Source organism: Treponema zioleckii (assembly GCF_014737315.1).
Classification (GTDB): domain Bacteria; phylum Spirochaetota; class Spirochaetia; order Treponematales; family Treponemataceae; genus Treponema_D; species Treponema_D zioleckii.
The window spans coordinates 1-22,703 of the sequence record NZ_JPUF01000015.1 but is presented as its reverse complement, the minus strand read 5'-3'; the positions used below and the strand labels follow the sequence as shown (position 1 = coordinate 22,703).

The window sequence follows — 22,703 nt, the reverse complement described above, 5'->3', positions numbered from 1 at the left end:
GGGCATCTCGAAAAACTTAAAATTTGGATATTTTTTGAAATGCCTGCGAGTTTTAAATCCTGAAAATAGCAGGACTTAAAGCATCGCATTTTTAAAGTTACCTCTAGCGTTTCTTCAAATTTAGAATTTTCTGAGGGTCAACGGCCTTTCCGTTTTTATAAATCGTAAAATGCAAGTGCGGCCCCGTAGACATTCCCGTAGAACCTACAAGCCCGATTACCGTTCCCTGGCCAACTTTCTGTCCTTGCCGAGCAAGTGTTTTTGACATGTGCGCGTAAAGAGACTGATAGCCGTTCAAGTGATTTATAATCACATAGTTTCCATAAACATTGGAATAACCCACATAGGCAACATCTCCGCTCATGGTTGACTTAATTTTTGTTCCGGCAGAAATCGCCATATCGATTCCGTTGTGGTTCGAACCGGCAACACCGGTAATCGGATTTATTCGCTTTCCGAACGGAGAACTCAAATACCATTTTCCAGAAAGAGGACAAGCAAAAAGTTCGCCCAAGGACTTTCTGTATTCGGTCTCGTCCATCATTGCCCCAGGAATAAAAAGTTCTTTGCCAGGAGCCAAAATATCGGTTTCCAAATCATTCACATCAAGAATTTCTTCTATAGGAACATTATATTTTGTGGCAATCGAAGTAAGATTCTCACCGTTTCCAACCTTGTGCAAAATTCCGTCCTGTGAAGGAATTTTTAATTTTTGGCCGGCCATCAAATTTCGAACGTTTTCAATTTTGTTTACGTTTATGAGCGTACCGTCATTCGCAAGACTGAATTTCCTTCGGATAGAACCGATTGTCTCCCCGTCTTTTACGCGATACGTTTTGAACGTAACCACATCAGAAAATCCTAAATCCGCATTCGAAAGAATATTTCCTTCCTCGTCGAGTACGTTGTGACTCAGGCTGGAAATACCGGCATTCGAAAGATCCATCGCGAATTTTCGCATTTCCGAATTCAAAATCGAAACTTCGTCAGAAAAAAACGAATCAAGGACAAGCGGCCCCATGTGCGTATCCTGATAAAGTCTGTACTTAAAAACCGTATACGGTGCGACTGACAAAACCAAAAGAGTCATAAACGTCATAAAAAAGAATGCCCGCGTGCTCATTCGCTCGCGTCTTATCTTTTTACGCTTGGCAGATTTTTCAACAGAAACTGGACTTTCTAAAAGAACGGAATCCGAAGCGCTAAGCGCATTTACTGCAAAAGCACGCTCGTGACGCCGTTCAGTATTTTTTCTTAAATTTAACGTAGGATAATTTTTACTTTTTTGCGGTCGGTCTGTTCTTGCGGCAACCCCACCGCCTACATAACTAATTATTTCCATATATAGAATATCGTCAAAATAAAAAGGATATTTAGAAAATTGGAAAACAGTCATAAAAATTTGGCAAAACTTATGGGCGCATACAAAAAAGCTGTTAGTTTTTCGAGCTTCCCTTATTTTTTAGAGATTTTAGTAACCAAAAGTGGCTTATGTGCATTTTTTTAATGGCCGATACTCTATTCGATACTTTAAAAGAATTTGTTTTAAATTAAAATCATACTGGTGATTCTCTCTCCAAAAATCAAATTTTAAACGAGTCAAAAACTTACATGGGAGACTTCAAATGATTCAGCTTTTGGAGGCAACTTTCCCACATAATACAAGCAATTTTCATTTGGGAGGAAAAAATGAAAAAGTTTATCGTTGCGGCAGCATCTCTTTTTATGAGTGCAAGTCTGTTCGCTTACAATCCGCCTGCCGGCGGACAAAATTCTCTCAGGATTACAAGTCCTGAGTTGCTTACAGGAGCAAAATCTGCTGCAGGCGGACCACTTCTTCACGTCACTCCAGATTCAATTCTAAACAATCCCGCATTGCCGGGCTTCAATCAGAGAAGCACGCTAACAGCGGGCGGCACTTTGCTTTTTGACAGCGCAGATGATGACCATTCGCTCGGCGGCGGATTTGAACTCGGAATTCTGCTTGCAAACCGCTGGTGCGTTCCTACAGCAATCATCCAGGGAGTTTTCGTTCCGTATGAGCACATGCAGCTTGGCAACAGCATGAATCTTACGCTCGGCTACGCAAAAGATATTACGGACAGCGTGTCTGTCGGACTAAGCGGCAACGTAGGACTTTTGTGGGGATTTGAAAGCGACTGGACCGCAAGCGCAGCTTTGGGAGCTTACTGGAATTACGGCGACATTAAATTCCTTAAGAACGTAAGATTCGGTTCTGCAATCACGAATCTCGGAAAAATGTACACAAAAACAACCGTAAACGGAATCAAAACAACGAACATTACACTTTCTAACGGAACAAGCGCAGAAATTTACGACGACGCTTCAATGTGGCCGGGAATCGCAACGCTCAGAATCGGTTCGGCAGCAACTTTGGTTGATGCGGAGAACTTCAAGTTCGGACTTTCGGCAGACTTTGCGTTCCCAGGATTCCAGGATTTTGTTTTTGACGCAGGACTTCAGATGCAGTTCTTTAAAATCATAAAACTTTCTTCTTCTTGGGAATTTGACGTTCAGGAATTCGCAAACGATGCAAAGAACATTTTGCCGTCTGTCGGACTGAGTTTCAATTTTATCTTCAAGTCAAACAACGAAAAACTTTCTAGCAAAGGCTGGGAACAGAGCGAAGTTACGACAAGCGCGGCTTGGCAGCGAATGTACCAGAACGTTGACGCGGTAAGCGCGGGAATCGAAGTTGACCTGGGTCTAAAAGACACGCAGGCTCCAGAAATCACAATGTGGGGAGATAACTAATCATGAAAAAACTTTTGACATCTTCAGTTATGGCAATTCTCCTCTCGTCAGGAATTGCTTTTGCACAAAAAGAGACTGTCTACATTTCACCAAACAACGATGGCGTACAGGATGAACTTGCAGTACCTCTTCAAATCAAGGAAAAACGATACGTAACAGCATGGTCTTTTGTTATTGAGAACGAAAAAGGCGAAGTTGTCCGAACAATCGGCAACAAAGAAAAACGACCGAGCAGAATCACATTCAAATCTTTCTGGAAGTCGCTCATCACGCCAAAAGCCGGTGTTGACATTCCAAAATCAGTCACTTGGAACGGTGTAATGGACAACGGAGAAATTGCTCCTGATGGAAATTATTTCTATTACGTTACAGCTTCTGATGACAACGGAAACACTGCAAAAACAAGAAAACTCGCTGTCACAGTTGACAACACACCTCCAGAAGTAACTCTCGCTCAGCCAGGTGCAAACGAAAAGATTTTCGGAGAAGGCGCAAAAACCGTATTCAACATTACGCAGAGCGGTTCAACAGAAGATTTGTGGGAAGCTGCATTTACAAATGCGGACGGCAAAGTCGTTCGATCATACAAATGGAATTCAGCATCACCTTCAAATGTCGAATGGAACGGAACCGATGACGTTGGCGCTCCTCTTCCGGACGGCGTTTACAACTACCAGATTACAGCAAGAGACAAGGCCGGAAACGTGGCCCCTGTAACAGGAATCACAAACATCATTTATTCTGCCGAGAAACCTTCTACGAACATCACTATTTTGGGAAGCCGATATTTCTCAGGATTCGGTGATTTTACGAACATCAACTTTGACGTAAAGATTCCTCTTCCGGATTCACGCTCAGGAAACAAGCTCACAAACTGGAAGGTCGAGATTTTCTCTAAAGACGGAAACGTTGTTCGAACCTATTCGGGCACGGACCAGCCAAAAGAAAAAATCGTATTCACCGGCAAAGGCGATGACGGAAAACTTCTTCCAGACGGAATTTATCAGGCACGCGTAAGCGCAAAATATTTGAACGGATATGTTCCAGAAATCATCAATTCACCGGAATTCGTTCTTGATACAGTAAAACCAACTGCTACGCTCGGTTCAAAAACAAAAGAAGAGACTTTGATTCTTAACCCTGGTGCAGAAGAAAAGAGTTCTGTAACAATCACACAGTCAATTCCTAAAATCAAAGAGACTGAATCTCCAATCAACAACTGGACTGGTAAAATTCTTGACTCAAATAGAAAGGTCGTAAAAGAATTCAGTTTTGGCGCATACCCGCCAGAAACTGTAACATGGGACGGTCTTGATTCTTCTAACAACTTCGTCTCAGACGGAACTTACTCATACGTTCTCACAGCGTCAGACTTCGCAGGAAACTCGAACGAAATTGCTTTCGGCGGAAAAATCAAGCTCGACACCGCACAGACAGAACTTATTCTTTCTGCAAAACCAAACGCATTCAATCCTGCAGCCACAGACAATGCCCGCTCAACATTGGTTCTCACTCCAAACGCAAAAGGTGGGGCTACAATCAACAAATACGAGCTCAGCATTATGAACGCCGAAACTGGCGAGGAAGTTTGGAACACAAAACAGAGCGGCTCACTTCCAGCTTCATTCACATGGAACGGAAACGACGCCAAAGGAAACCGTGTTGCTGACGGTAAGTACAAAGCAATGCTTATGACCGAAGCCACAAACGGAACTAAACCGGAAGCAAGCTCACGAGTATTCGTCGTTGACACAAGCGTTCCGACCATCAAAGTTTCCGCTGACAACACATTGTTCAGCCCGGACGGCGACGGCAAAAAAGACAGCGTTGCATTCAAAGTAGACTCTTCAAAAGAAGATGCTTGGACAGCTTCAATTTACGACAATGCAGGAAAAGTCGTTCGTGCATACAACTGGCAGGGTACGGTTCCATCGTTCTCATGGGACGGAACTGACGATGCAGGAAACAAACTCGACGACGGAAAGTACAGAATCGTATTCACTTCTACAGACATTGCCGGAAACACAGCGACAACCGAGATTCCGAACCTTACAATCGACAAGCGCGAAACAAAGGCATTCGTAACGGCAGAAGAAAGTGCATTCAGCCCGAACGGAGACGGATTCAAAGAGACTCAGGAATTCAAAATCAAAACTACTTTGAACGAAGGAATCGAAAAATGGTCGTTTGACATTGTTAGCCCAGAAGGCAAAATCGTTAAACAGTGGACTCAGACAGAATCAAAAACTGTTCCAGCAACAATCAAGTGGGACGGAAAAGGAACTGACGGAAAAACTGCCGAAGGCGTATTTACAGGAAAACTCAAAATCACTTACGAAAAAGGAAATGAAGTTGACGTTTCTTCAAGCACATTCATTTGTAGCGTAACGCCACCGGAGCTTCTCGTAAAAACTTCTCCGCAGTACTTTAGCCCAGACAACGACGGCGAGAACGATGATTTGTTCATTTCTCTCAAAGCAAACTGCCATGCACTCACACCAAAATCATGGTCGTTCCAGATTAAAGACCCATACGGAAAGCCTTTCTGGTCAACTTCTGGAAAAACTGCAATTACCGAGAGAATCGTTTGGGACGGTCGCTCTAACTCAGGCGAACTCGTACAGTCTGCAATGGATTATCCTTACGTATTCACGGTAACCGACACGCTGGGAATGACAAGCACGGTTGAAGGCAAAATCGAGATTGATATTCTCGTTATCCGTGACGGCGACAAACTCAAGATGGCCGTACCTTCTATCGTATTCCGTTCAGACGCGGCAGACTTCTGCTTAAACGGCGAAAAGGACGCAAAGGGCCACGTTGTTTCAAACAGCAAAGTTACAAAAGAACAGCAGGCTAACAACGAAAGAATTCTCAAACGAATTGCACAAGTCCTCAAGAAGTTCAAGGATTACACTGTAACTGTTGAAGGACACGCAAACAACACAGAGAACACGGAAAAAGAACGCACAAGCTCTATTCCACTTTCAAAAGACCGTGCAGAATTTGTTAAGTCTAAACTTATCAAATATGGAGTCGCAAAAAATCGACTCTCAACAGTCGGCATGGGTGGAACAAAACCGGTTGCAAGTGTTGAAGACAAAGACAACTGGTGGAAGAACCGTCGCGTAGAGTTCATTTTGAACAAATAAAAAACGGTAACTTCGAAAAACTTCAGTTTTTCGAGGGAGCCATAAACTCGTAAGAAAAGCTGTTGGCCGGCACAAAACTTTGTTCCTAGCCAGCAGCTTTTTTATTATAATTTAATAATGCTTGAAGAAAAACTTATTGAAAAATTACGAAGTCTGGCTCAAAAATACGAAACAGCCGACTTTCTTTTAAAAGACCCGTCGCAATTCATGCACCGCTACAAAACACAGCGGGAACAAGAAATTGTAGCTTTTATTGCCGCAAATTTGGCATTCGGGCGAAGAGAGCAGATTTTGCAACATGTCGAACTGATTCTAAACAATATGAGCGACAATCCGCAAGAGTGGATTCTTCAAAAAAAATACGAAATTTTCTTTCCGCAGAACGAAAAATCTTTTTACAGAATGTATTCCAACAATTCAATGAGACTTTTTTTTGATTCAATCAGAATCATTCTCGAAAAATCAGAATCTCTGGGAGATTTTTTTAAGAATGAATACAAGTGCACTTCTCAACGGCTCACCGACGTTATCGCCGGCTTTTTCCCAAAAGAGTGCAACTTGCTCCCCCATTCGCCAGATTCCGCGGCAAAAAAATTGAATATGTTTTTAAGGTGGATGGTCCGAACGGAAAGCCCAGTTGATTTAGGATTGTGGACTTGGTATTCAAAAAAAGACTTGCTGATTCCGCTCGACACCCACGTAATGCAAGAAGCCACGAATTTTAAAATCATCGAGCCGAATTCAAAAGGAAAAATACGCTCCGCAAATCTCAAGACGGCCATAGAACTTACCGACCGCCTAAAAGAAGTTTTTCCGGACGACCCTGTAAAAGCGGATTTTGCGCTTTTTGGGCTTGGCGTGGACACGGAGCGGAACGAGTTTAACGACGACGGCGCTGAGAAATAAACAGAAGCCTTAAAAGCTGACCGACAGCAGTCAAAGCAGAAGCCACATAAGTCATTGCGGCAGCCCACAAAACACTTCGGGTACCGGCAAGTTCACTAGAATCAAGAGTTCCTGTCTGATGCAGAATTTTTAACGCACGGCGAGACGCATTGAATTCAACTGGCAATGTGATGATGTAAAAAAGAACGGCACCAGAAAAAAGCAGAATTCCTGCATTCATTATCAGCTGAGAAATGGCAAGGGACTCCCTTGAACCAAAATATCCAAAACCAAGCCCTGCTATTACCAAAAGCGGCCCCAGCCGAGAACCAATATTCGCCACAGGAACAAGAGTGCTCCTGAGTCCGAGCGGGGCATAGCCAACTTTGTGCTGAATCGCGTGCCCAGTCTCGTGGGCAGCAACGCCAATCGCCGCAATCGACGTGCTAGAGTAAGTTGAGTCGCTGAGACTCAGGATTTTATTTCCAGGATTATAATTGTCCGTAAGATTTCCGCTTATATGCCGAATTTTTACGTCATAAATCCCGTTCGCCCTGAGCAAAAGCTCGGCAGCCTGAGCTCCTGTAATTCCTTTTCTACTGTGAACTTTATTATATTTTGAAAATCTTGAATTTACGGCAGAGCTTGCCCACAAACTCAAAAGAACGGCAGGCAAGACAAAAATCAAATACGTATAGTCGTACATAAAAATCCTCTCTGTGTTGATATGCTAACATTGTCAAAGTTTGGGGTTGCCTCTATGCTTTGGAAGTTCTACACCATAAGACATAGATGCTGAATCAAATTCAGCATGACGATATTTTTAATCATCCCGCCCCTAACATTATAAATAACTTACAAAAAAAATCTTATATGGACAATAAAAACTTTCAATGATTCAGATTGCAAAAAAAAACAAAAGAAAAATCAGCCATGTCAGTGGTAAGAGCAAAATATGCCACTTTTCACAAGTAGAATTATATGTTATTTTTTAAGTTACGGAAAATAAAACTAATGAATCAAGAAATCGCAGAATCAGCATATTTACAGGAACAGCCAAAAGACGCTTTTGACTCTGAAAACAACTTGCAGAAAAACGGCACACAAAAAAAACGCAGTTTTGCAAAACATATTTTTGCAGGCATATTTTTACTATTTTTTGTCGCCGTGGGAACGTTTTTTATTTATCAATATAAAAACGGACGATTCAGTGATGCAGCAACATTCCGTGACTACATTCAAAGTTTCGGTTACTTCGGATTCATCATTCTTACAGTCTTTCAGTGCGTAAAAGTTTTATATGCAATAATTCCAGGAACAATTGGCTGCATCGCAGGAGCAGGACTGTTTGGCACGATTCCAGGATTCATCTGCAACTACATAGGAATCTGTTCGGGTTCAATACTGGCTTTTTTGATTTCTCGAAAATTCGGCGACTCTATGATGCGCCTCGTTTTCTCAGAAAAAAGATACAATCAATGCTTAAAATGGATGCAAAAATGGCATAAAAGCTATTCGATATTCTTGTGGATTGCGATTTTGCTTCCAATCTCTCCGGACGACTTTTTGTGCTACTTTACAGGACTCACAAAAATGAAGTTCAAGAGATTTTTAATCATCATTCTTACTTCAAAGCCTTTGACTATTCTTGTTTATAGCTTAATTTTCGGCTATCTTGGAGAACAGATTTAATTTATGAAACTGTCGTGGAATCATTTTCCGCGATTTTTATATTATGGAGATAATTTATGCTGCTAGGAGTTTATAACTACACAGTTTTATTAACGTACATCGGAATGCTCTTTTCGTTCGCAGGAATACATTTTGTATTCTCTAATTCCGACAGAAGTTTTATTCTCGCCCTGCTCTGCCTTATGGTTTCGGGCGTAATGGACATGTTCGACGGAAAGGTTGCCTCAACAAAAAAGAACCGCACGCCGTCCGAAAAACTTTTTGGAATCCAGATAGATTCCATGGCCGACATCATAAGCTACGGTGTTTTTCCGTCTTTGATTGTCTACAAACTCGCCATCGGGGACGCTCAGTACCCGATTGAGCACCCTTGGCAGGCACGCGGAGTAATATGCATCTGCGCGATTTACCTTCTTTGCGCACTCATCCGACTTTCGTACTTTAACGTTGACGAAATGGAGCGACAGAACAAAACTGCTGACTCACGCCACGAATACAAGGGATTGCCGGTCACCAGCATCGCAATCATCTTGCCAGCGGTATTTATCGTAACTTATTTTACAGGTAGCTCACGTCCGCCAATCGAAGCCGCGGCAGTGCTCCTTATTTTTATGGCATTTGCGTTCATCATGCCGTTCAAAATCATAAAACCGGGCTTAATCGGAAAAATCGTAATGATTCTCATTGGACTTGTGGAACTTGTTCTTCTTCTTCTCGGAAAAAGCTATTGTGTTCCTACAGTCAGTTCCGACAGTTCGATTGTTTTTGAATCTCCTGCAACAATAAAAGAAATCAAAGAAAATATTTCCTCTGAAGTTGAATTTTTGGCTCACCCACCAAAACTGGACAATGAGCAAAATGCCGAATCAGAGAACACTCAGGCGGAATAATTGATGGCTGAAAAATCTTTTGCGAATCAAAACGACAAATCTGTGGAATTTCTCTACGGAACAAAAATTGGAAAAGCAATTTTGGAATTCATTCTTTTTGTCAGGATTCCAAAACTTTTAGGCTTTCTTTTAAGAACTCCGCTCTCAAAATTCTATATCAAAAAATTCGTTGCAAAAAACGGAATTGATATGAGCAATTTTGAAGGAAGAAACTTCAGTTCGTTCAACGATTTTTTTACGAGAAAAATTGATTCCGAAAAACTTAACACTGATAAAGAAAGTTCTCACTTGATTTCGCCATCGGACTCGCTTCTTTCGGTATACACAATCGAGGAAAATTCCACTTTTCACATAAAAGGTTTTGATTACACGCTCGAAGATTTTTTTGGCACAAAAGATTACGGACAAAACTTTGTAGGCGGAGACTGTCTGGTTTTCCGTCTGTGCGCGAGCGACTATCACCGTTTCTGCTACATCGACAATGGAAAGCACGAGGGCGAGGAAGGCAAAAACCACTTTTTGCGCGGAAAGCTTTACTCGGTTCAGCCGAAGGCTTGTGAAAACTTTAGGGTTTACACAAAAAACCGCCGTTCATGGGCGATTCTTTCAACAGAAAACTTCGGCAAAGTGGCTCAAATTGAAGTTGGCGCGTTCTCAGTTGGCGGAATCGTAAATCATCTCGGAAACACGGGCGGCAGCGAGTCATTTAAAAAAGGCGATGAAAAAGGATTTTTTGACCTGCACGGCTCAACAATCGTCCTTCTTTTTGAGAAAAACAAAATCCGCCTGAACGAAGACGTAATAAACGGAACTTCAAACGGTCAGGAATTAAAAGTAAAATACGGTTCGTTCATCGGCACAAAATACTGATAAAGTTGTCCAGTAATTGGAAGACGTCGGTTGACCGTTTTTCTCGCATCGTTTTTGGTTTGCTTCTGGTAATTGAGAGAAGTTCCCCAATATGTCATTCCGAACCTGTTTCGAGGTGCGGCATACAAAATGCAGTATAGATTCCGAAATAAATTCGGTATGACGCAACTTTTTAGACACACTCTCCTTAGCAGTCCTGTCATTCCGAACCTGATTCGGAATCCATACAAATTGGAGTTGGCTCATTCTCGCCGCAGGCTTCCCGCAAAAAAAATTAATTGGGGAATAAATATGTTTGATTTATATATACCAGAAGGAAAAGTAATTTATAATGAATTTGATTTTGATTTATCAAAGTCTATAGAAGGACAAGAAAAATGTCTTTTAGAAGATATATTACAAATTTCATTTCAAAATAATGTACTTTTAGATTTAGGTTGGTATCCAGAGCTGTATTCCAGGGGCAGATTTGTGTTACAAGTTATAAAAGATTATGATTGGGAAAAAGCATTATATAAAATTGAGTTCAAGGAGCTAAGTTTAATTAGTGAAAATATAAAAAAAGCAACGAACTTTATAAGATTAAATTGTAAATAGAATATATACCTAAATTAATTAGTATGGTAGTTATTCTAAATAAAAGCATTTTCCCTACAAATCGCGATTTGTAGGATGCCTAAAAAATCCACTTTTCCCCGAGAAGTCCGCCCCATGAAAGGTCACGGCGCTCAATTTATCCAAAATTCTGAGAGAAAAAAATAAAGGAGAGAATCAATGAGAAAACTTTTTTTTCTAGTTCAGATGCTTTTTGCTTCATTTTTATATGCAGAAAAACAATATATTTCAGAAGGTTTTGGTATCTGGTCTACAGCAGATTTAAAAAAGTTCACTCCGGTGATGAGGTGCACGAATCCTATACTGGGAGAAGGGTCTATTTTAACGACTCAAACCGTTGATGAGTTCAATCATTTCATTTTCTACAGAAAAACTGGGACGCACTATGAATTTGATGAATATCAATTTGCTTTGAATAATTTCAAAGACTCAAAGCGAACTGAAATTTATTCAATTAACAGAAAGTCTATAAACAGAGAGTTGAGAGCAGCTTTTTACTCTGAAAACGGTATTTTTTGTCTTGAACTATCTATTGATTCTGAAGCAGATTTTTATATAACAAAAAGGACTTTGGAATCTCCGAAGGTAATTTCAGAGTATAAACTAGAAAATTTTCTTATACAAAATCGCTATATGAATATATGGTCTATGTATGTTGATGAAAAGAATGAAAGAGCATTATTTATAACTGCTGGAAATAATGGTTGGCCAGAATCAATGAAAATTGTTTCATTGCGATCTGGAAAAGAGATTTTTTCAAAAGAGACAAATTTCAGGGAGCTTTTTGTTGAAGATGGGAATGTGTATTTATCTGTTCAAAATAAACTTTTCACTGCAAACTACATTGAAGAAAATGTTTCTTTAAATGAGGTAAAAACATTCGTTCCCAAAAAAGAAAAGATTATTGCAATGAGAAAGAACTATGATATATATGTTTTAAGAAGTGAATACAATCGATTCAATCCCATTCATCGTTTTCTGTTCGGAGGCGACTCTCAGATATGGACTTATTATGTCTGTAAAATTCAAAACGGCAAACTTGCAAAAGTTAAAAAACTAAAGAAACCGTAAGAATCTTTTTCCGCATAGTATTTTTCTTGCTTCTGGTGCGAGTTGGAAAAAACACGTTTGATAATGCAAAAGTTTCTTTGTTACATCATTTCAATAAACATGGGAAAGAGGTTGACGCAAACATTATTTAAGAATATTTAAATAAATCTAAAAATTTTATCTTTTGGCTCAAGATACCATAAAGATGATTAGGTGATTATGTTATGATGGATGGTGTATTACATAGATTTTATATTTCTTCTGAGTCTGATATTAATCAGGAAATCAGCGGTAAAATTTTATCTGCGGATTTTAACAAGGCACTACTTTGCACTTTCCCCACCCCCGCGATTTTAAGGAACTTCCGAACATCGGGACTTTCATAACTCACGTAGAATTAAAACTACATTTTCATTTTTAGAAAAATCTGCTACAATCTTGTTACTTTATTTTTATCGTCTGCCACAAGCCAGTGGTGGATTCAGGAGAAAAAAATGGCAAAAAATGAAAAGGTTGTGGCTGATCCACACGCATGTACTTTGGACAAAATCATTTCGCTCTGCAAAAGACGAGGTTTTGTTTATCAGGCATCAGAGATTTACGGTGGACAAGCCGGTGCTTGGGACTACGGTCCTTTAGGCGTTGAATTCAAAAGAAACATTCAGAACGCATGGTGGAAGGAAATGACTCAGCTCCACGACGATGTAGTTGGTCTTGATTCTGCTATCTTCCAGCACCATACAACATGGGAAGCTTCTGGTCACGTTGGTCACTTTTCTGACCCGATGATTGACTGTCTTGAGTGTCAGGCTCGACACCGCGCGGACAAACTCATTGAGGACTTTGTTGCCGCAAATCCAGACAAGGCTCCTGGAAAACCGATTGATACAATGTCTCACGAAGAGATGAAGGCATACATTGACGAGAATATCGAGTGCCCTACTTGTCACTCAAAAAATAAAAAATATACTGCTGTTCGCGAGTTCAACCTTATGTTCAAAACACATCAGGGACCAATCGCTGATGACGCTCACCTTATCTATCTTCGTCCGGAAACTTGTCAGGGTATTTTTACAGACTTCAAGAGCATCGTTCAGTCTAACCGCATGAAAGTGCCTTTTGGCGTTGCTCAGGTTGGAAAATCTTTCCGAAACGAAATCATCTTCAAGAACTTTATTTTTAGAACTTGCGAATTTGAGCAGATGGAAATGGAATATTTCTGTAAGCCAGGAACCGAGGATGAAACTTTTGAACGCTGGCGAAAAGAACGCTGGGCATTCTACTTAAAGTACGGCATTCCAGAAAAACAGCTCAAGTGGCATCACCACGACAAGCTCGCTCACTACGCAAAAGACGCTTACGACATCACTTACAACTTCCCGATTGGATTTGAAGAAATCGAAGGAATCCACTCACGCACAGACTTCGATCTTTCTCAGCATCAGGAATACTCAAAGAAAGACATGTCGTATATCGATCAGGAAGACGGAAACAAAAAGTACATTCCGTATGTAATCGAAACTTCGGCTGGTTTGAACCGAAACTTCCTCATGTTCCTTTGTGAAGCTTACGAAGAAGAGAACGTTGCCACAGAAGAAGGAACAGAAGACTACAGAACTGTTCTTCACCTTGACCCAAGACTCGCACCTGTAACGGTTGCAGTTCTTCCGCTCATGAAAAAAGGCGGACTTGCAGAAAAGGCAAAAGAGATTCAGCATCTTCTCAAAGAGGACTTCGTAACAGACTACGATGTTTCAGGAACTGTAGGAAAACGTTACCGACGACAGGACGAGATTGGAACTCCATTCTGCGTAACAGTTGACTTTGACACAATCCAGGAGACAAAAGACGACGGTTCAAAGAACGATTTGTTCGGAACAGTAACAGTTCGTTTCCGAGACTCAATGGAACAGGAGCGCGTTAAGCTTTCTGACCTTCACACATTCTTGTTCAACGCAATTAAGAATTACAAGCCTGTTGAGCGATAGTCAGAACGATTCTGGCTGCATGAACATTTTTTCAGCGCAGCCAGTTCCTTAAAAATCCAGACGGACGGAGCTTTTAGCGATGGATTATGTTGTTTTAGGAAAATCAAATCTTCTCGTAAGCCGGACAGGGTTCGGGGCAGCCTCGCTTGGCAAAGCCGAAAACCAGGAAATCGCCATAAAAATGGTAAAAAAGGCTTATGAAGAAGGCATTAATTTTTTTGACACATCAAAATCCGAAGTTGAAAGTTCCAAACGGCTCGGAGCTGCCATTGCAGAGTTTCCTGCAATGCGAAAAAATATTTTTATTGCGGCAAAATCGTCAGCCCACTCGGCAGACGAACTCGCGGAGGACATTGACACTTGTCTCAGCAACCTTCAGACCGACTACATTGATTTATTCCAGCTTGTCCGCACGAATTTTCTTCCAGGAAACGAAGAAATCGGTCTTGTGGAAAAGCTTTTGAATCTAAAAACCACGGGCGTCATAAAACATTATGGAATCTCAACTGACTCAATAGAAACGGCACTTTCAATGTTAACGTCGGAAGTTGGTTGGGAAACGTTGCAATTTCCGTTCAATATGCTCTGCGGAAAAGAAACAGAACAACTTACGCAGGAATTTTTTAAGGCTGACATAGGATTTATTGCAAGCCGACCGTTGTGTGGCGGTGTCGTAACGAACCTTCCGCTGGCATTAGGCTACCTGCAGCAATTCGACAACGTGGTTCCGGTTTGGGGCGTTCAGACTGAAGATGAGCTGCAGCAGATTTTATACTTTACACAAAACCCGCCGAATATCGATGAAAAATTCAACGAGGAAGTTGAAAAAATCAGGCAATTCTTCAACTAAAAAATCTCAAAAAATAGAGGGCCGAATTTTGAGTTTTCGTCATGAGATTTGAGCACAGTAATTTCATGCTGCCCCTTCGCTACCGCCCGGCAAGCAACTCTCATAACAATGCAAAAAAGCCTCTGCGGAACAAATTTACTGCTTGTTCTTTAAGGCATTCATAATATCAGCAACTTCTTCTTTGCTCAAAACACGGGCAATTTTAAAAAGCTCATTGTCGGTTGGCACTATTTTTGGATTTCCAACCTCATTTTTTTCGCCAATAATTTGAACGAACGGAGTTCGTGGATCATTCTGATTCGTATCAGTAACCTGAGCAAGTTTTCCGTTAGAAAGGAAAACATACGCGCCAATCGGGAAAAGGGACAATGCCTGAACGAGAGCCTTAATCACGATTTCATCATACTGCTTATCTGCGTTACGAAGCATTTCAATCATAGCTTCATAAGTTGATTTTGCTTCCTTATAGTGGCGAGGAGCCGTAATTGCCTCAAAAGAGCAAACTACAGAAATAATCTTTCCGTAAAGCGAAATATTTCCGCTAAAGAGTCGCTGAGGATAACCTTTTCCGTTTTCGCGCTCGTGGTGCTGCAAAACACCAAGCTGAATCGCAAGCGGAAAGTTGTGATCTTTCAGAATCTTGTAACCAAGAATCGTATGGGTTGCAAGAATGTTCTTTTCGTTAGAAGAAAGCGGACGCTCCGTAAGATAAATCTGCGGAGGAAGACGAATCTGACCGATTTCATGCAGGAAGGTCGCAACTCCGAGTTCCACGAGTTTATCTTTAGGCATTTTTAGTTGCTGGCCAATTACAATCGAATAAATAAGCGAACGAACCGTATGACCAATTATAAAATTCTTATCGCTCTTTTTAAAAAGAGGCGGCGTGATTCTCAAAAGATACGAGCGGAATTCTGAAGATATCTTGCAAAAATCCTCTATAACTTCTGAAATTTGGGCAAGACTGAGCACCCTATGCGTGACAAACCTAGTGTACACAACCGAAGCATAGTCCTGAAGACCTTTAAATACTTCCTGAACGATTTCCATTTTTTGATTTTCAGGAGACGTGCGCAGCGCGTTCAGAGCATCGGCAAGGAGATTTCGAATATCAGCATTGTCAAGTTGTTTTTTTTCGGGCTTACCGTTATCAATTACTTCATCGAGATCAACATCTTCAAATTCTTTAGAAATAGGAGCTTTTTCTGCCAGCGGAACGACAGCAGAACCTTCTGTATATACCTCTGTAAACTTCCATTCAAGCAACGCAGAGCGTAATTCTTTTGTAAAAGGACAAATTTTGTCGAGTAGTAAAAAATTGCTGTCAAGGAAAAGGGAATCCGTAAAAATTTTTCCGTCTTGTAATTCTGCAACCTTAAATGAAGTCATAATAATTCTCCAATTAAATTATCGGACAAAAATCAGTGATTTTTTACCCACAATCCCTGAAAAGTGTCATTTTATGTGACTTTTTTAGATTTTGGAGATTTTTTACAGCCCCTCTCAAAATCATTATACAACCAAAAAACAGAAGAGCAAAAAAAAAAGATGAAAAGCCTTACACACCTTTCATCTTAATCATGGAGAACCGCTTATATGCAATATTTTTTGCAACGGATGCATTTCACAGCTACACCCACCGCTTGATTACATACTTTTTACAATGCAAGGCATCTGGATAACATTTCATTCTGAAAACTTCACAGACCCTCTTTCAAAATGAAAATGCCCTGCATTGCTCGGTACATTATAAATTTCGGTAGGCAGTAAAAATTCTTTAGAATTAAATTCAAAAATTCTTTTAAATTTTACGAAAAGCAAAGTTCAGCACGGTAAAGTTTTATACCTTCGATGATTTGCTTGTAAATAATTTTTGATTTCTGAAAATTCATCAAAATTTCATCTTGACTGAGCCGTGACTCGGCAAAAATGTCGTTGAGTTTTCGTTCCGTAGGAAAAACCAAAGAGGCGATATCTTTAAAGCGAGAATTTTTTATCTGACTGTCGATTGACTCAAGCTCGGAAAGATATTTTATCGGATTTTTTTTGTTGTCAGAAATTCCGTTGTCCGCAACGCGAATTCCTTTTTTGGCAAATTCATACAAAGAATCAAACCCTAAAAGTAAGTCATTTTTTATGCAGGCAAAGATTTTTTCCGTTCTGAAAGTTCGCTCTGCGAAGGTGCGCCGTGGAAGATGCACTTCATGAATTCATCTTTTTCTAAAATCACATCCGATTTTTTTATAAAATCTTCTATTTGACAGACGCTGAATCCCGGAATTTTTAGGGATTTTTGAGAAAGTGAATAGGATTTTATGCTCGAATTTTCGGTGCACTTGCTTTCGAACCACCATGCGAACATTTTCATGCGGTTGTCGGTAAGAATCGGTTCGCCTGCGTAATTTTTTTCGTAAATCATGTTTGCGCCAAAAAGTGCGGAGACTCCAGATTTTTCTGCGGGAACGAGCCTTGTCGATGCAGTATGGATTTTTTCTTCGAAGGTTGAGCCACGGATGTGAGTCTGGAAGTCTGGAAAGCCCAAATCGAGTCCGGCGCAATAAATTTCGTTTGCCCCGCAAAGGCGTGCAAAATCCCACGCAGCTGTGGAAACGGAGCCTCCAGAACTCAATTCGCCTTTTTTTCCGAGTTTTTCTTCAAAAAATTTTCCGAGCGGGAACATCGAAGAGCACACGATGATTTCCTTGCAATCAAAGCGATAGACCGCGGGATAAGCCGCAGATTCGGTTATGAGCACGCTAGAAGGCGCGGAAAGCCCCGCAATGTGCATGTACGCGTAATATTGAGGGTCGGCAAGCAGAATAAAATCCGGCTCAAAGCCAAGTCGAAGGCAAGCCCGCAAAGCCGTGTCCACCGCAACGATGACGCATTTTTTTTTGAGTTCGTTAAGGTGCGGAAGCACGTCCTGCAATGTTGGCCCTGCCGCAAGGATTAAAAATGGCAAATTCTTCGGGCATTTTTTTTCGTATCGGTTCACGCCGTCAAAAGTGGCGAATTTTTCAAGGTTCCGGCAAACGTTCCTGAGCCAAAGTTTTGAAAAGCGCTCCTGCGTGGCAGAGTTGATTTTGTCTTTTTGCTTGTTGCGGGAAATCTGACTCGAAAGCGCGGTAAAATATTCCGTGGCATGCTGCATGTGGGCAGGGTTCGCGACGATTGCGCAATGGTCAAATCCGCCGGCTTTTTCAATTAGCGAAACAACCACGTCCGCTCCGGTCTGAACTGCGACAATAAAATTTTTTAGGGCAAAAAGTTCGCTCCAGTCGCAAACTGAAAGTGCCGTAAAAAAATAGCGAAAATCAGGCTCAACGAGAATCACCGTGTCGTTCGGATTTTTTTTTGTCGTACTGCAAGGCGGCATAGCCAAAGCCAAAGCCCAAAAATGCAGCCGAAATAATCGTTTTGTTAGATTTTGCGCCGTCGCCTTTTTTTGCGCTCTCGGCAGTCTGCTCAGCCTCGCGAAGAGGATTGTAAAACGAATGAAGATATTTTCCGTTTTCGCGGGCAGTAAGCACGCCCGTTTTTGACGGAAGAATCTCAAGTGGCGCCAGAAAATCTTCCGGAATTTCATCAGGATTCTCCGCAAAATGATTTTTCAAAAGCGTTTCTGCCAGAAGCGGGAATCTTTTTTTAAAAAGCGAAATATTTTTATTCCAAATAGAGTTCAATTTCCATATTCTCCGTTACAGGTGTTCCTGGGGCTGGTTTTTGCTCGGTTACCCAGCCGTATCCGTTAACTTTTACGCGCAAATCCGTTCGGTCTGTCAAAGGAAGAATCTGGCGGGAAGACATTCCCACAAAATTCGGTACGGTGTCTTTTATGACTACAGGTGCGTCTCCAGAAATCGAAATTACGCCAGAATGAACAAGGCTCGAAGCGCTCTTTCGGCTCATTCCGAGATAATCAATGATTACGTTGGCAGCCTCTTTGATTACAGGAGCTACGATTCGTCCGGCATACTGCTCGCCTTTTGCTTTTTCAATGACGATGTACAGAATGATTTCTGGGGCTTCTACAGGAAAAACTGCGATACAGTTTGAAATGTAGTCGGTCTTGCTATATCCGCCGTGAATGTGGTCGGCCATTTGGGCGGTTCCGGTTTTTGTTCCGATGGAAATGTCGCCAATGGTCGCCTTGCGTCCTGTTCCGCTTTCAGTTACAGATTCCATGCAGCTAAGAAGATAAGTTGCCGTGGATTCTTTTAACACGCGGTCTTTGTAAATCGGCTTGTGAACAAAATCTTCTTTGCCGTTGCTGTCGGTGATTTTATCGATTAAGGTGAGTTTTACAGGCACACCGCCGTTCGCAATCGCGGTTGCGGCCTGAACCATCTGCATTGCGCTCACCTGAATTTCCTGCCCGATTGCAATGGTCGGCTTTGAACGCGCAGACCACAAACGGTCGCTCGTATTGCGCACAAGTCCGGTCGTTTCGCCAGAAAGCTCTATTCCTGTTTTTTCGCCAAAGCCAAAAGACCGAATTTTCTTTAAGAAAACGTCAGAATCAATTCTGTCACTCATCTGCGCCAAAGCATCGTTACAAGAATGCTGAAGGGCTTCGCGCGCCGTCTGAGGACCATCGTTGTTCAAGCAAGTGATTTTTACAACTTCGCCGCTGCTCGTGCGCCGCTCATAAACGCCGTCGCAAGTGAATATGTCGGTTTTGGAAATTGCATTCGTGTCAAGGAAAGCCGCCACCGAAAAAATCTTAAAAACAGAGCCTGGCTCGTATCCTTCGGAAACAGGGCGGCTTCGCAAAGCTTCCTGAGAAACGTTTCCAAAATCATTCAAATCGGCAGACGGCAGACTGATGTACGAAAGAATTTCGCCCGTTTTTGCTTCGGCGGCAACCAGCATCAACGCTTCTCCGCCGGTTTTTGTAAGGGCATCCTGTGCGATTTTTTCAAGTTTGTACTGCAAATTCGCGTCGATTGTAAGGTAAATATTTTTTCCGCGGAGTTCTTCATCAGTTCCGTTCGGAAGAGGCATAAGAATGTCATTCATTGAATATTCGATTCCTTCGGAGCCTTTTCCGTCGTAATCCGTAAAGCCAATCAGCTGAGATGCGAGATTGTTCTCAGGATAAATTCGTCCGGGAATTCTGTCAAAACGAACGGCATTTCCGAACCCTTTCGTGTTGCACAAAGTTTTTAATTCATCATAAACGCTTTGGTCAATCTTCTTTTTGATGTACAAAAAACTTGACTTTTTGTTAGAAAAAATCAGCTGACTTATAATCTGCGGCATTTCGCCGATTACCGGAGCAATCAAATTAGAAAATTCCTGAACGTCTTTGATTGCGGAAGGCGTAACTCCGAACTGATAGAAATTCGTAGAAACCGCAAGTGCTTTTCCGTTCCGGTCAAGAATTGAACCGCGGATCAGATTTTCTGAATAGGCCACCGTGGAAGTTTCTTTTTTGGAAAAGGCATACATTCCGTAATGAAAAATGACAATGCCCGCAAAAATTACGGTCAAAACACAAATGACGATTGTCGGTACTTTTTTAAGATAATTATTTATTTGCATAAAACTTTTCCGAGAATGTTGCGAACTGAAACAAAACCATAATTTCTTGAATCAATTGATTCCCTGTAATTGTCTCCGACCGCAAGAATATAGCCGTCTGGAACTTTCGGTGAAGATTTTAAATTGTCATACTGCTCAGCCGTAAGAGAAATTTCTTTTTCGCCGATTTTTAGAGTATATAACGGATTATCCGAATATTCTAGCAAAGTGCCTTCCGTGGCTACGCAGCGTTTTACAACGATTTTGTTGTCGTAAAGATAAATAACCACGTCACCGACTTTAGGTTCGCTCCAATTAAAAAAAGATTTTTCGCCGTAAGGTTTATTAAGTCCGTAAGCAAGCTTGTTAACCAAAATCACTTCTCCGTCTTCAATCGAAGGCTGCATGGATTTTCCAGAAACGTGCAGGATGTCGATTACAAAAAGTTTGAGAATCACGCCCAAAAAGATTCCCACGCAAGTAATCAGAATATAAGCCGAATATTTTTTTAGAGTTTTTTTGTCCACCGAATTAAAATTGTTCACTTCCATTATTATAGAATATTAAAGCGAAGTAAGGATTTTTTCTACAAGTGAAGTTTTTCTGCATTGCAAACGTGCCAGCGTAAAAAAATTGTCTGCACTACCGCAAAAAACCTTGCGAGCGGCGCGTGAGCAATAAAGCAAAACCCACGAAACGCGGCCCTGCTTGTCGCCGCGTTTCGTGAGCACATGCAAACTGCCCCCACCAGAGCGCGAGTTTCGTCAGAAACTCGCGGGGAACGCACAAGTCAACTTACATCCGTAAAACCAACTTGCAGCGTTCCCATTGATTGACATAACGGGCATAATTTTGCATATTTAAAGAATGTCTAATAATCAATCGGGTGAAAATATATTTCAAAAATTGTTCGGCTCGTTTTTTCATAAAAATGACCCAGAAGCCGAGAAAAAACGCAAGCTTAAAGCAATAGCCAAAACGCTTTCTAAAACAAAATATAAATTTTACAAAGCAGGTTCCGACCAGATTTTACCACAGCTCGGAAAATTTTTCTTTGAGATTTACAAACTGATTTCTCCAACGCAGCTTATGTTCCAAAATCAGCAGAATCCGAATGCGTTCAAAACACTTGTAGTTGACTATTCGCTTTCTGAGGAGCAAAAAAAGATTGTTGATGAACTTTCAGAAGAATCAATCAAAACAATTTCTGCCTCAATGGAATTCGACAAACTCAAACAGAAGGTAAAATCAAACCTTGATACGTTGTCGAGCGATTTTTCTCAAGACAAAATCCGCGAAATCGATGATATTTATTCAAAGTTGATGAGTTTTAGGGCATTCTGTCTTTTTGACTTTTATTTTATGCTCAAAAAATTCGATTCGTCGTTAAAAGAACGAGAATTCAACAAAACAATGAAATTCAACCCGATAGACGCATCTTACATTGCCGACGACTTAAAAGACTTCCTTGCAATTACGTGGGCAATGCCGCTCAACAAAGACTGGAGCGATATGATGGGCATGTTCAAGGCGATAAAGGGCGTTGAGCCAATCAAGCCTGCCGTTTGGAACAAGCTTATGAACAAACTCGAACAGATGCGTTCGGCAAACGTCTTTGAGATGATTATCCAGCTCACCACAAAAGACCCGACGTATTTTGTTTCTGTCGAAGAAAAACGTGAGCAAATCGTAGAGACTTACATCGAAAAAATCCGTCTCGAAGCAACAAACACAATCCGAAAGCTCGAAGCAGAGCAAAAAGATTCGAAGATTGACAGCATTGCGACACAGATTTTTAACACGAGCGCAATCACGGCACTCAAATATTACACTGATGCAAAATCAGCAATTTTCGTAAAAAAGAATCTTGGCCGTTTTGAGTATACAAAAGCCTTGAATTACATGAAGGCGTTCCTTTTGGAATACGTAAAACGCGACGTTCGCGACTATGCAGACTTGGTTCTTATCCGCGGCAAATGGGGTGCTTCTCCGCTTTCAAAGGCGATGAGCGAAGCTTTCCATACGCTTCTTGAAAACTCAGACAAAATCACAACTTTTGACGGAAAACTTTCTGAAGAAGGCGGTGAGTACGGAACAAAGCTAAAAACCTTGCTTCCGCGCTCCGACAGGGACAAAGAAGCCGCAAACATCATCAAGACAACGCTCCGCGACTGTAACTCCATCGCAAAGGAATTCGTCGTAAACAGCACAAAAAACTTAATTGTGTTTGCAAAAGGCACGAAAGACCTTGTTGAAGACTACAAAAAAGCACGTCCAGAGCTGATTACAAACTGGAAGGAATTGGACAGATTTGCAGAAAATCCAATTCAGGAACTGGCAGTTGAAGTTTACAAAAAGATTTATCTGATGGTAAACCTTATGCAAGGGCTCTTGCAGAACTAAAACTAAAAAA

Annotated in this window: 19 protein-coding genes; 11 read left to right on the top strand and 8 right to left on the bottom strand. The window is 41.3% G+C overall.

Annotated elements, in window-relative coordinates:
- Positions 1–103: 103 nt before the first annotated feature.
- Complete coding sequence (locus JI65_RS05600) at positions 104–1,342, bottom strand: peptidoglycan DD-metalloendopeptidase family protein (RefSeq protein ID WP_191014401.1); 1,239 nt, start codon at positions 1,340–1,342, stop codon at positions 104–106.
- Positions 1,343–1,689: 347 nt separating this feature from the next.
- Between JI65_RS05600 and JI65_RS05595 the strand changes: the two genes are divergently transcribed.
- From JI65_RS05595 to JI65_RS05585, 3 genes are all read left to right on the top strand, one after another.
- Positions 1,690–2,775 carry a PorV/PorQ family protein gene (locus JI65_RS05595; protein WP_191014400.1) on the top strand — a complete coding sequence of 362 codons (1,086 nt, stop codon included), beginning with the start codon at positions 1,690–1,692 and terminating at the stop codon, positions 2,773–2,775.
- A 2-nt stretch (positions 2,776–2,777) separates the two neighbouring features.
- On the top strand, positions 2,778–5,927 hold the full coding sequence (locus JI65_RS05590; RefSeq protein WP_191014399.1) for a FlgD immunoglobulin-like domain containing protein: 3,150 nt from the start codon (positions 2,778–2,780) through the stop codon (positions 5,925–5,927).
- A gap of 117 nt (positions 5,928–6,044) precedes the next feature.
- A complete protein-coding gene (locus tag JI65_RS05585; RefSeq protein ID WP_242457170.1) occupies positions 6,045–6,833 on the top strand; it encodes a TIGR02757 family protein in 789 nt (262 codons plus the stop codon).
- On the opposite strand, the gene JI65_RS05580 is transcribed toward JI65_RS05585, so the two are convergent.
- The gene (locus JI65_RS05580) at positions 6,808–7,518 is read right to left on the bottom strand and encodes a zinc metallopeptidase (protein ID WP_191014398.1); all 711 of its coding nucleotides are present in this window, start codon (positions 7,516–7,518) and stop codon (positions 6,808–6,810) included. The genes JI65_RS05585 and JI65_RS05580 overlap by 26 nt on opposite strands.
- 308 nt (positions 7,519–7,826) lie before the next feature.
- Between JI65_RS05580 and JI65_RS05575 the strand changes: the two genes are divergently transcribed.
- The 7 genes from JI65_RS05575 (at position 7,827) to JI65_RS05545 (ending at position 14,767) form a co-directional block, all read left to right on the top strand.
- Positions 7,827–8,504, top strand: a complete 678-nt coding sequence (locus JI65_RS05575; protein ID WP_191014397.1) for a TVP38/TMEM64 family protein — start codon at positions 7,827–7,829, stop codon at positions 8,502–8,504.
- 56 nt (positions 8,505–8,560) lie between these two features.
- Entirely contained in the window at positions 8,561–9,394 is an 834-nt protein-coding gene (locus JI65_RS05570) for a CDP-alcohol phosphatidyltransferase family protein (protein WP_191014396.1), read from the top strand.
- 3 nt (positions 9,395–9,397) lie between these two features.
- The gene (locus tag JI65_RS05565) at positions 9,398–10,264 is read left to right on the top strand and encodes a phosphatidylserine decarboxylase (RefSeq protein ID WP_191014395.1); all 867 of its coding nucleotides are present in this window, start codon (positions 9,398–9,400) and stop codon (positions 10,262–10,264) included.
- Between the two features lie 291 nt (positions 10,265–10,555).
- Positions 10,556–10,861 carry a hypothetical protein gene (locus JI65_RS05560; RefSeq protein WP_191014394.1) on the top strand — a complete coding sequence of 102 codons (306 nt, stop codon included), beginning with the start codon at positions 10,556–10,558 and terminating at the stop codon, positions 10,859–10,861.
- Between the two features lie 177 nt (positions 10,862–11,038).
- A complete protein-coding gene (locus JI65_RS05555) occupies positions 11,039–11,950 on the top strand; it encodes a hypothetical protein (RefSeq protein WP_191014393.1) in 912 nt (303 codons plus the stop codon).
- Between the two features lie 473 nt (positions 11,951–12,423).
- A complete protein-coding gene (locus tag JI65_RS05550; protein WP_191014392.1) occupies positions 12,424–13,917 on the top strand; it encodes a glycine--tRNA ligase in 1,494 nt (497 codons plus the stop codon).
- Between the two features lie 79 nt (positions 13,918–13,996).
- Positions 13,997–14,767, top strand: a complete 771-nt coding sequence (locus JI65_RS05545; RefSeq protein WP_191014391.1) for an aldo/keto reductase — start codon at positions 13,997–13,999, stop codon at positions 14,765–14,767.
- A gap of 135 nt (positions 14,768–14,902) precedes the next feature.
- Here the strand turns inward: JI65_RS05545 and JI65_RS05540 are convergent, their stop codons facing one another.
- The 6 genes from JI65_RS05540 to lepB form a co-directional block, all read right to left on the bottom strand.
- The gene (locus JI65_RS05540; protein ID WP_191014390.1) at positions 14,903–16,156 is read right to left on the bottom strand and encodes an HD-GYP domain-containing protein; all 1,254 of its coding nucleotides are present in this window, start codon (positions 16,154–16,156) and stop codon (positions 14,903–14,905) included.
- 419 nt (positions 16,157–16,575) lie between these two features.
- Complete coding sequence (locus tag JI65_RS05535) at positions 16,576–16,872, bottom strand: hypothetical protein (RefSeq protein WP_191014389.1); 297 nt, start codon at positions 16,870–16,872, stop codon at positions 16,576–16,578.
- A gap of 29 nt (positions 16,873–16,901) precedes the next feature.
- Positions 16,902–18,143, bottom strand: a complete 1,242-nt coding sequence (locus tag JI65_RS05530; protein ID WP_191014388.1) for a motility associated factor glycosyltransferase family protein — start codon at positions 18,141–18,143, stop codon at positions 16,902–16,904.
- On the bottom strand, positions 18,088–18,450 hold the full coding sequence (locus JI65_RS05525) for a hypothetical protein (protein WP_191014387.1): 363 nt from the start codon (positions 18,448–18,450) through the stop codon (positions 18,088–18,090). Before JI65_RS05525 ends, JI65_RS05530 begins: the two co-directional genes overlap by 56 nt.
- Positions 18,431–20,311 carry a penicillin-binding protein gene (locus JI65_RS05520; RefSeq protein WP_191014386.1) on the bottom strand — a complete coding sequence of 627 codons (1,881 nt, stop codon included), beginning with the start codon at positions 20,309–20,311 and terminating at the stop codon, positions 18,431–18,433. The genes JI65_RS05525 and JI65_RS05520 overlap by 20 nt, the downstream gene beginning before the upstream one ends.
- The gene (lepB, locus tag JI65_RS05515) at positions 20,302–20,841 is read right to left on the bottom strand and encodes a signal peptidase I (RefSeq protein ID WP_191014385.1); all 540 of its coding nucleotides are present in this window, start codon (positions 20,839–20,841) and stop codon (positions 20,302–20,304) included. Before lepB ends, JI65_RS05520 begins: the two co-directional genes overlap by 10 nt.
- Before the next feature lie 316 nt (positions 20,842–21,157).
- On the opposite strand from lepB, the gene JI65_RS05510 reads away from it, so the two are divergent.
- A complete protein-coding gene (locus tag JI65_RS05510) occupies positions 21,158–22,693 on the top strand; it encodes a hypothetical protein (protein ID WP_191014384.1) in 1,536 nt (511 codons plus the stop codon).
- Positions 22,694–22,703 lie beyond the last annotated feature (10 nt).

Coding starts and splice junctions, on each gene's coding strand:
- JI65_RS05540 (WP_191014390.1), bottom strand. CDS start 16,156: ATGACTTCATTTAAGGTTGCAGAATTACAAGACGGAAAAATTTTTACG.
- JI65_RS05550 (WP_191014392.1), top strand. CDS start 12,424: ATGGCAAAAAATGAAAAGGTTGTGGCTGATCCACACGCATGTACTTTG.
- JI65_RS05555 (WP_191014393.1), top strand. CDS start 11,039: ATGAGAAAACTTTTTTTTCTAGTTCAGATGCTTTTTGCTTCATTTTTA.
- JI65_RS05600 (WP_191014401.1), bottom strand. CDS start 1,342: ATGGAAATAATTAGTTATGTAGGCGGTGGGGTTGCCGCAAGAACAGAC.
- JI65_RS05590 (WP_191014399.1), top strand. CDS start 2,778: ATGAAAAAACTTTTGACATCTTCAGTTATGGCAATTCTCCTCTCGTCA.
- JI65_RS05570 (WP_191014396.1), top strand. CDS start 8,561: ATGCTGCTAGGAGTTTATAACTACACAGTTTTATTAACGTACATCGGA.
- JI65_RS05520 (WP_191014386.1), bottom strand. CDS start 20,311: ATGCAAATAAATAATTATCTTAAAAAAGTACCGACAATCGTCATTTGT.
- JI65_RS05575 (WP_191014397.1), top strand. CDS start 7,827: ATGAATCAAGAAATCGCAGAATCAGCATATTTACAGGAACAGCCAAAA.
- JI65_RS05565 (WP_191014395.1), top strand. CDS start 9,398: ATGGCTGAAAAATCTTTTGCGAATCAAAACGACAAATCTGTGGAATTT.
- lepB (WP_191014385.1), bottom strand. CDS start 20,841: ATGGAAGTGAACAATTTTAATTCGGTGGACAAAAAAACTCTAAAAAAA.
- JI65_RS05545 (WP_191014391.1), top strand. CDS start 13,997: ATGGATTATGTTGTTTTAGGAAAATCAAATCTTCTCGTAAGCCGGACA.
- JI65_RS05585 (WP_242457170.1), top strand. CDS start 6,045: ATGCTTGAAGAAAAACTTATTGAAAAATTACGAAGTCTGGCTCAAAAA.
- JI65_RS05580 (WP_191014398.1), bottom strand. CDS start 7,518: ATGTACGACTATACGTATTTGATTTTTGTCTTGCCTGCCGTTCTTTTG.
- JI65_RS05530 (WP_191014388.1), bottom strand. CDS start 18,143: ATGCCGCCTTGCAGTACGACAAAAAAAAATCCGAACGACACGGTGATT.
- JI65_RS05595 (WP_191014400.1), top strand. CDS start 1,690: ATGAAAAAGTTTATCGTTGCGGCAGCATCTCTTTTTATGAGTGCAAGT.
- JI65_RS05560 (WP_191014394.1), top strand. CDS start 10,556: ATGTTTGATTTATATATACCAGAAGGAAAAGTAATTTATAATGAATTT.
- JI65_RS05510 (WP_191014384.1), top strand. CDS start 21,158: ATGTCTAATAATCAATCGGGTGAAAATATATTTCAAAAATTGTTCGGC.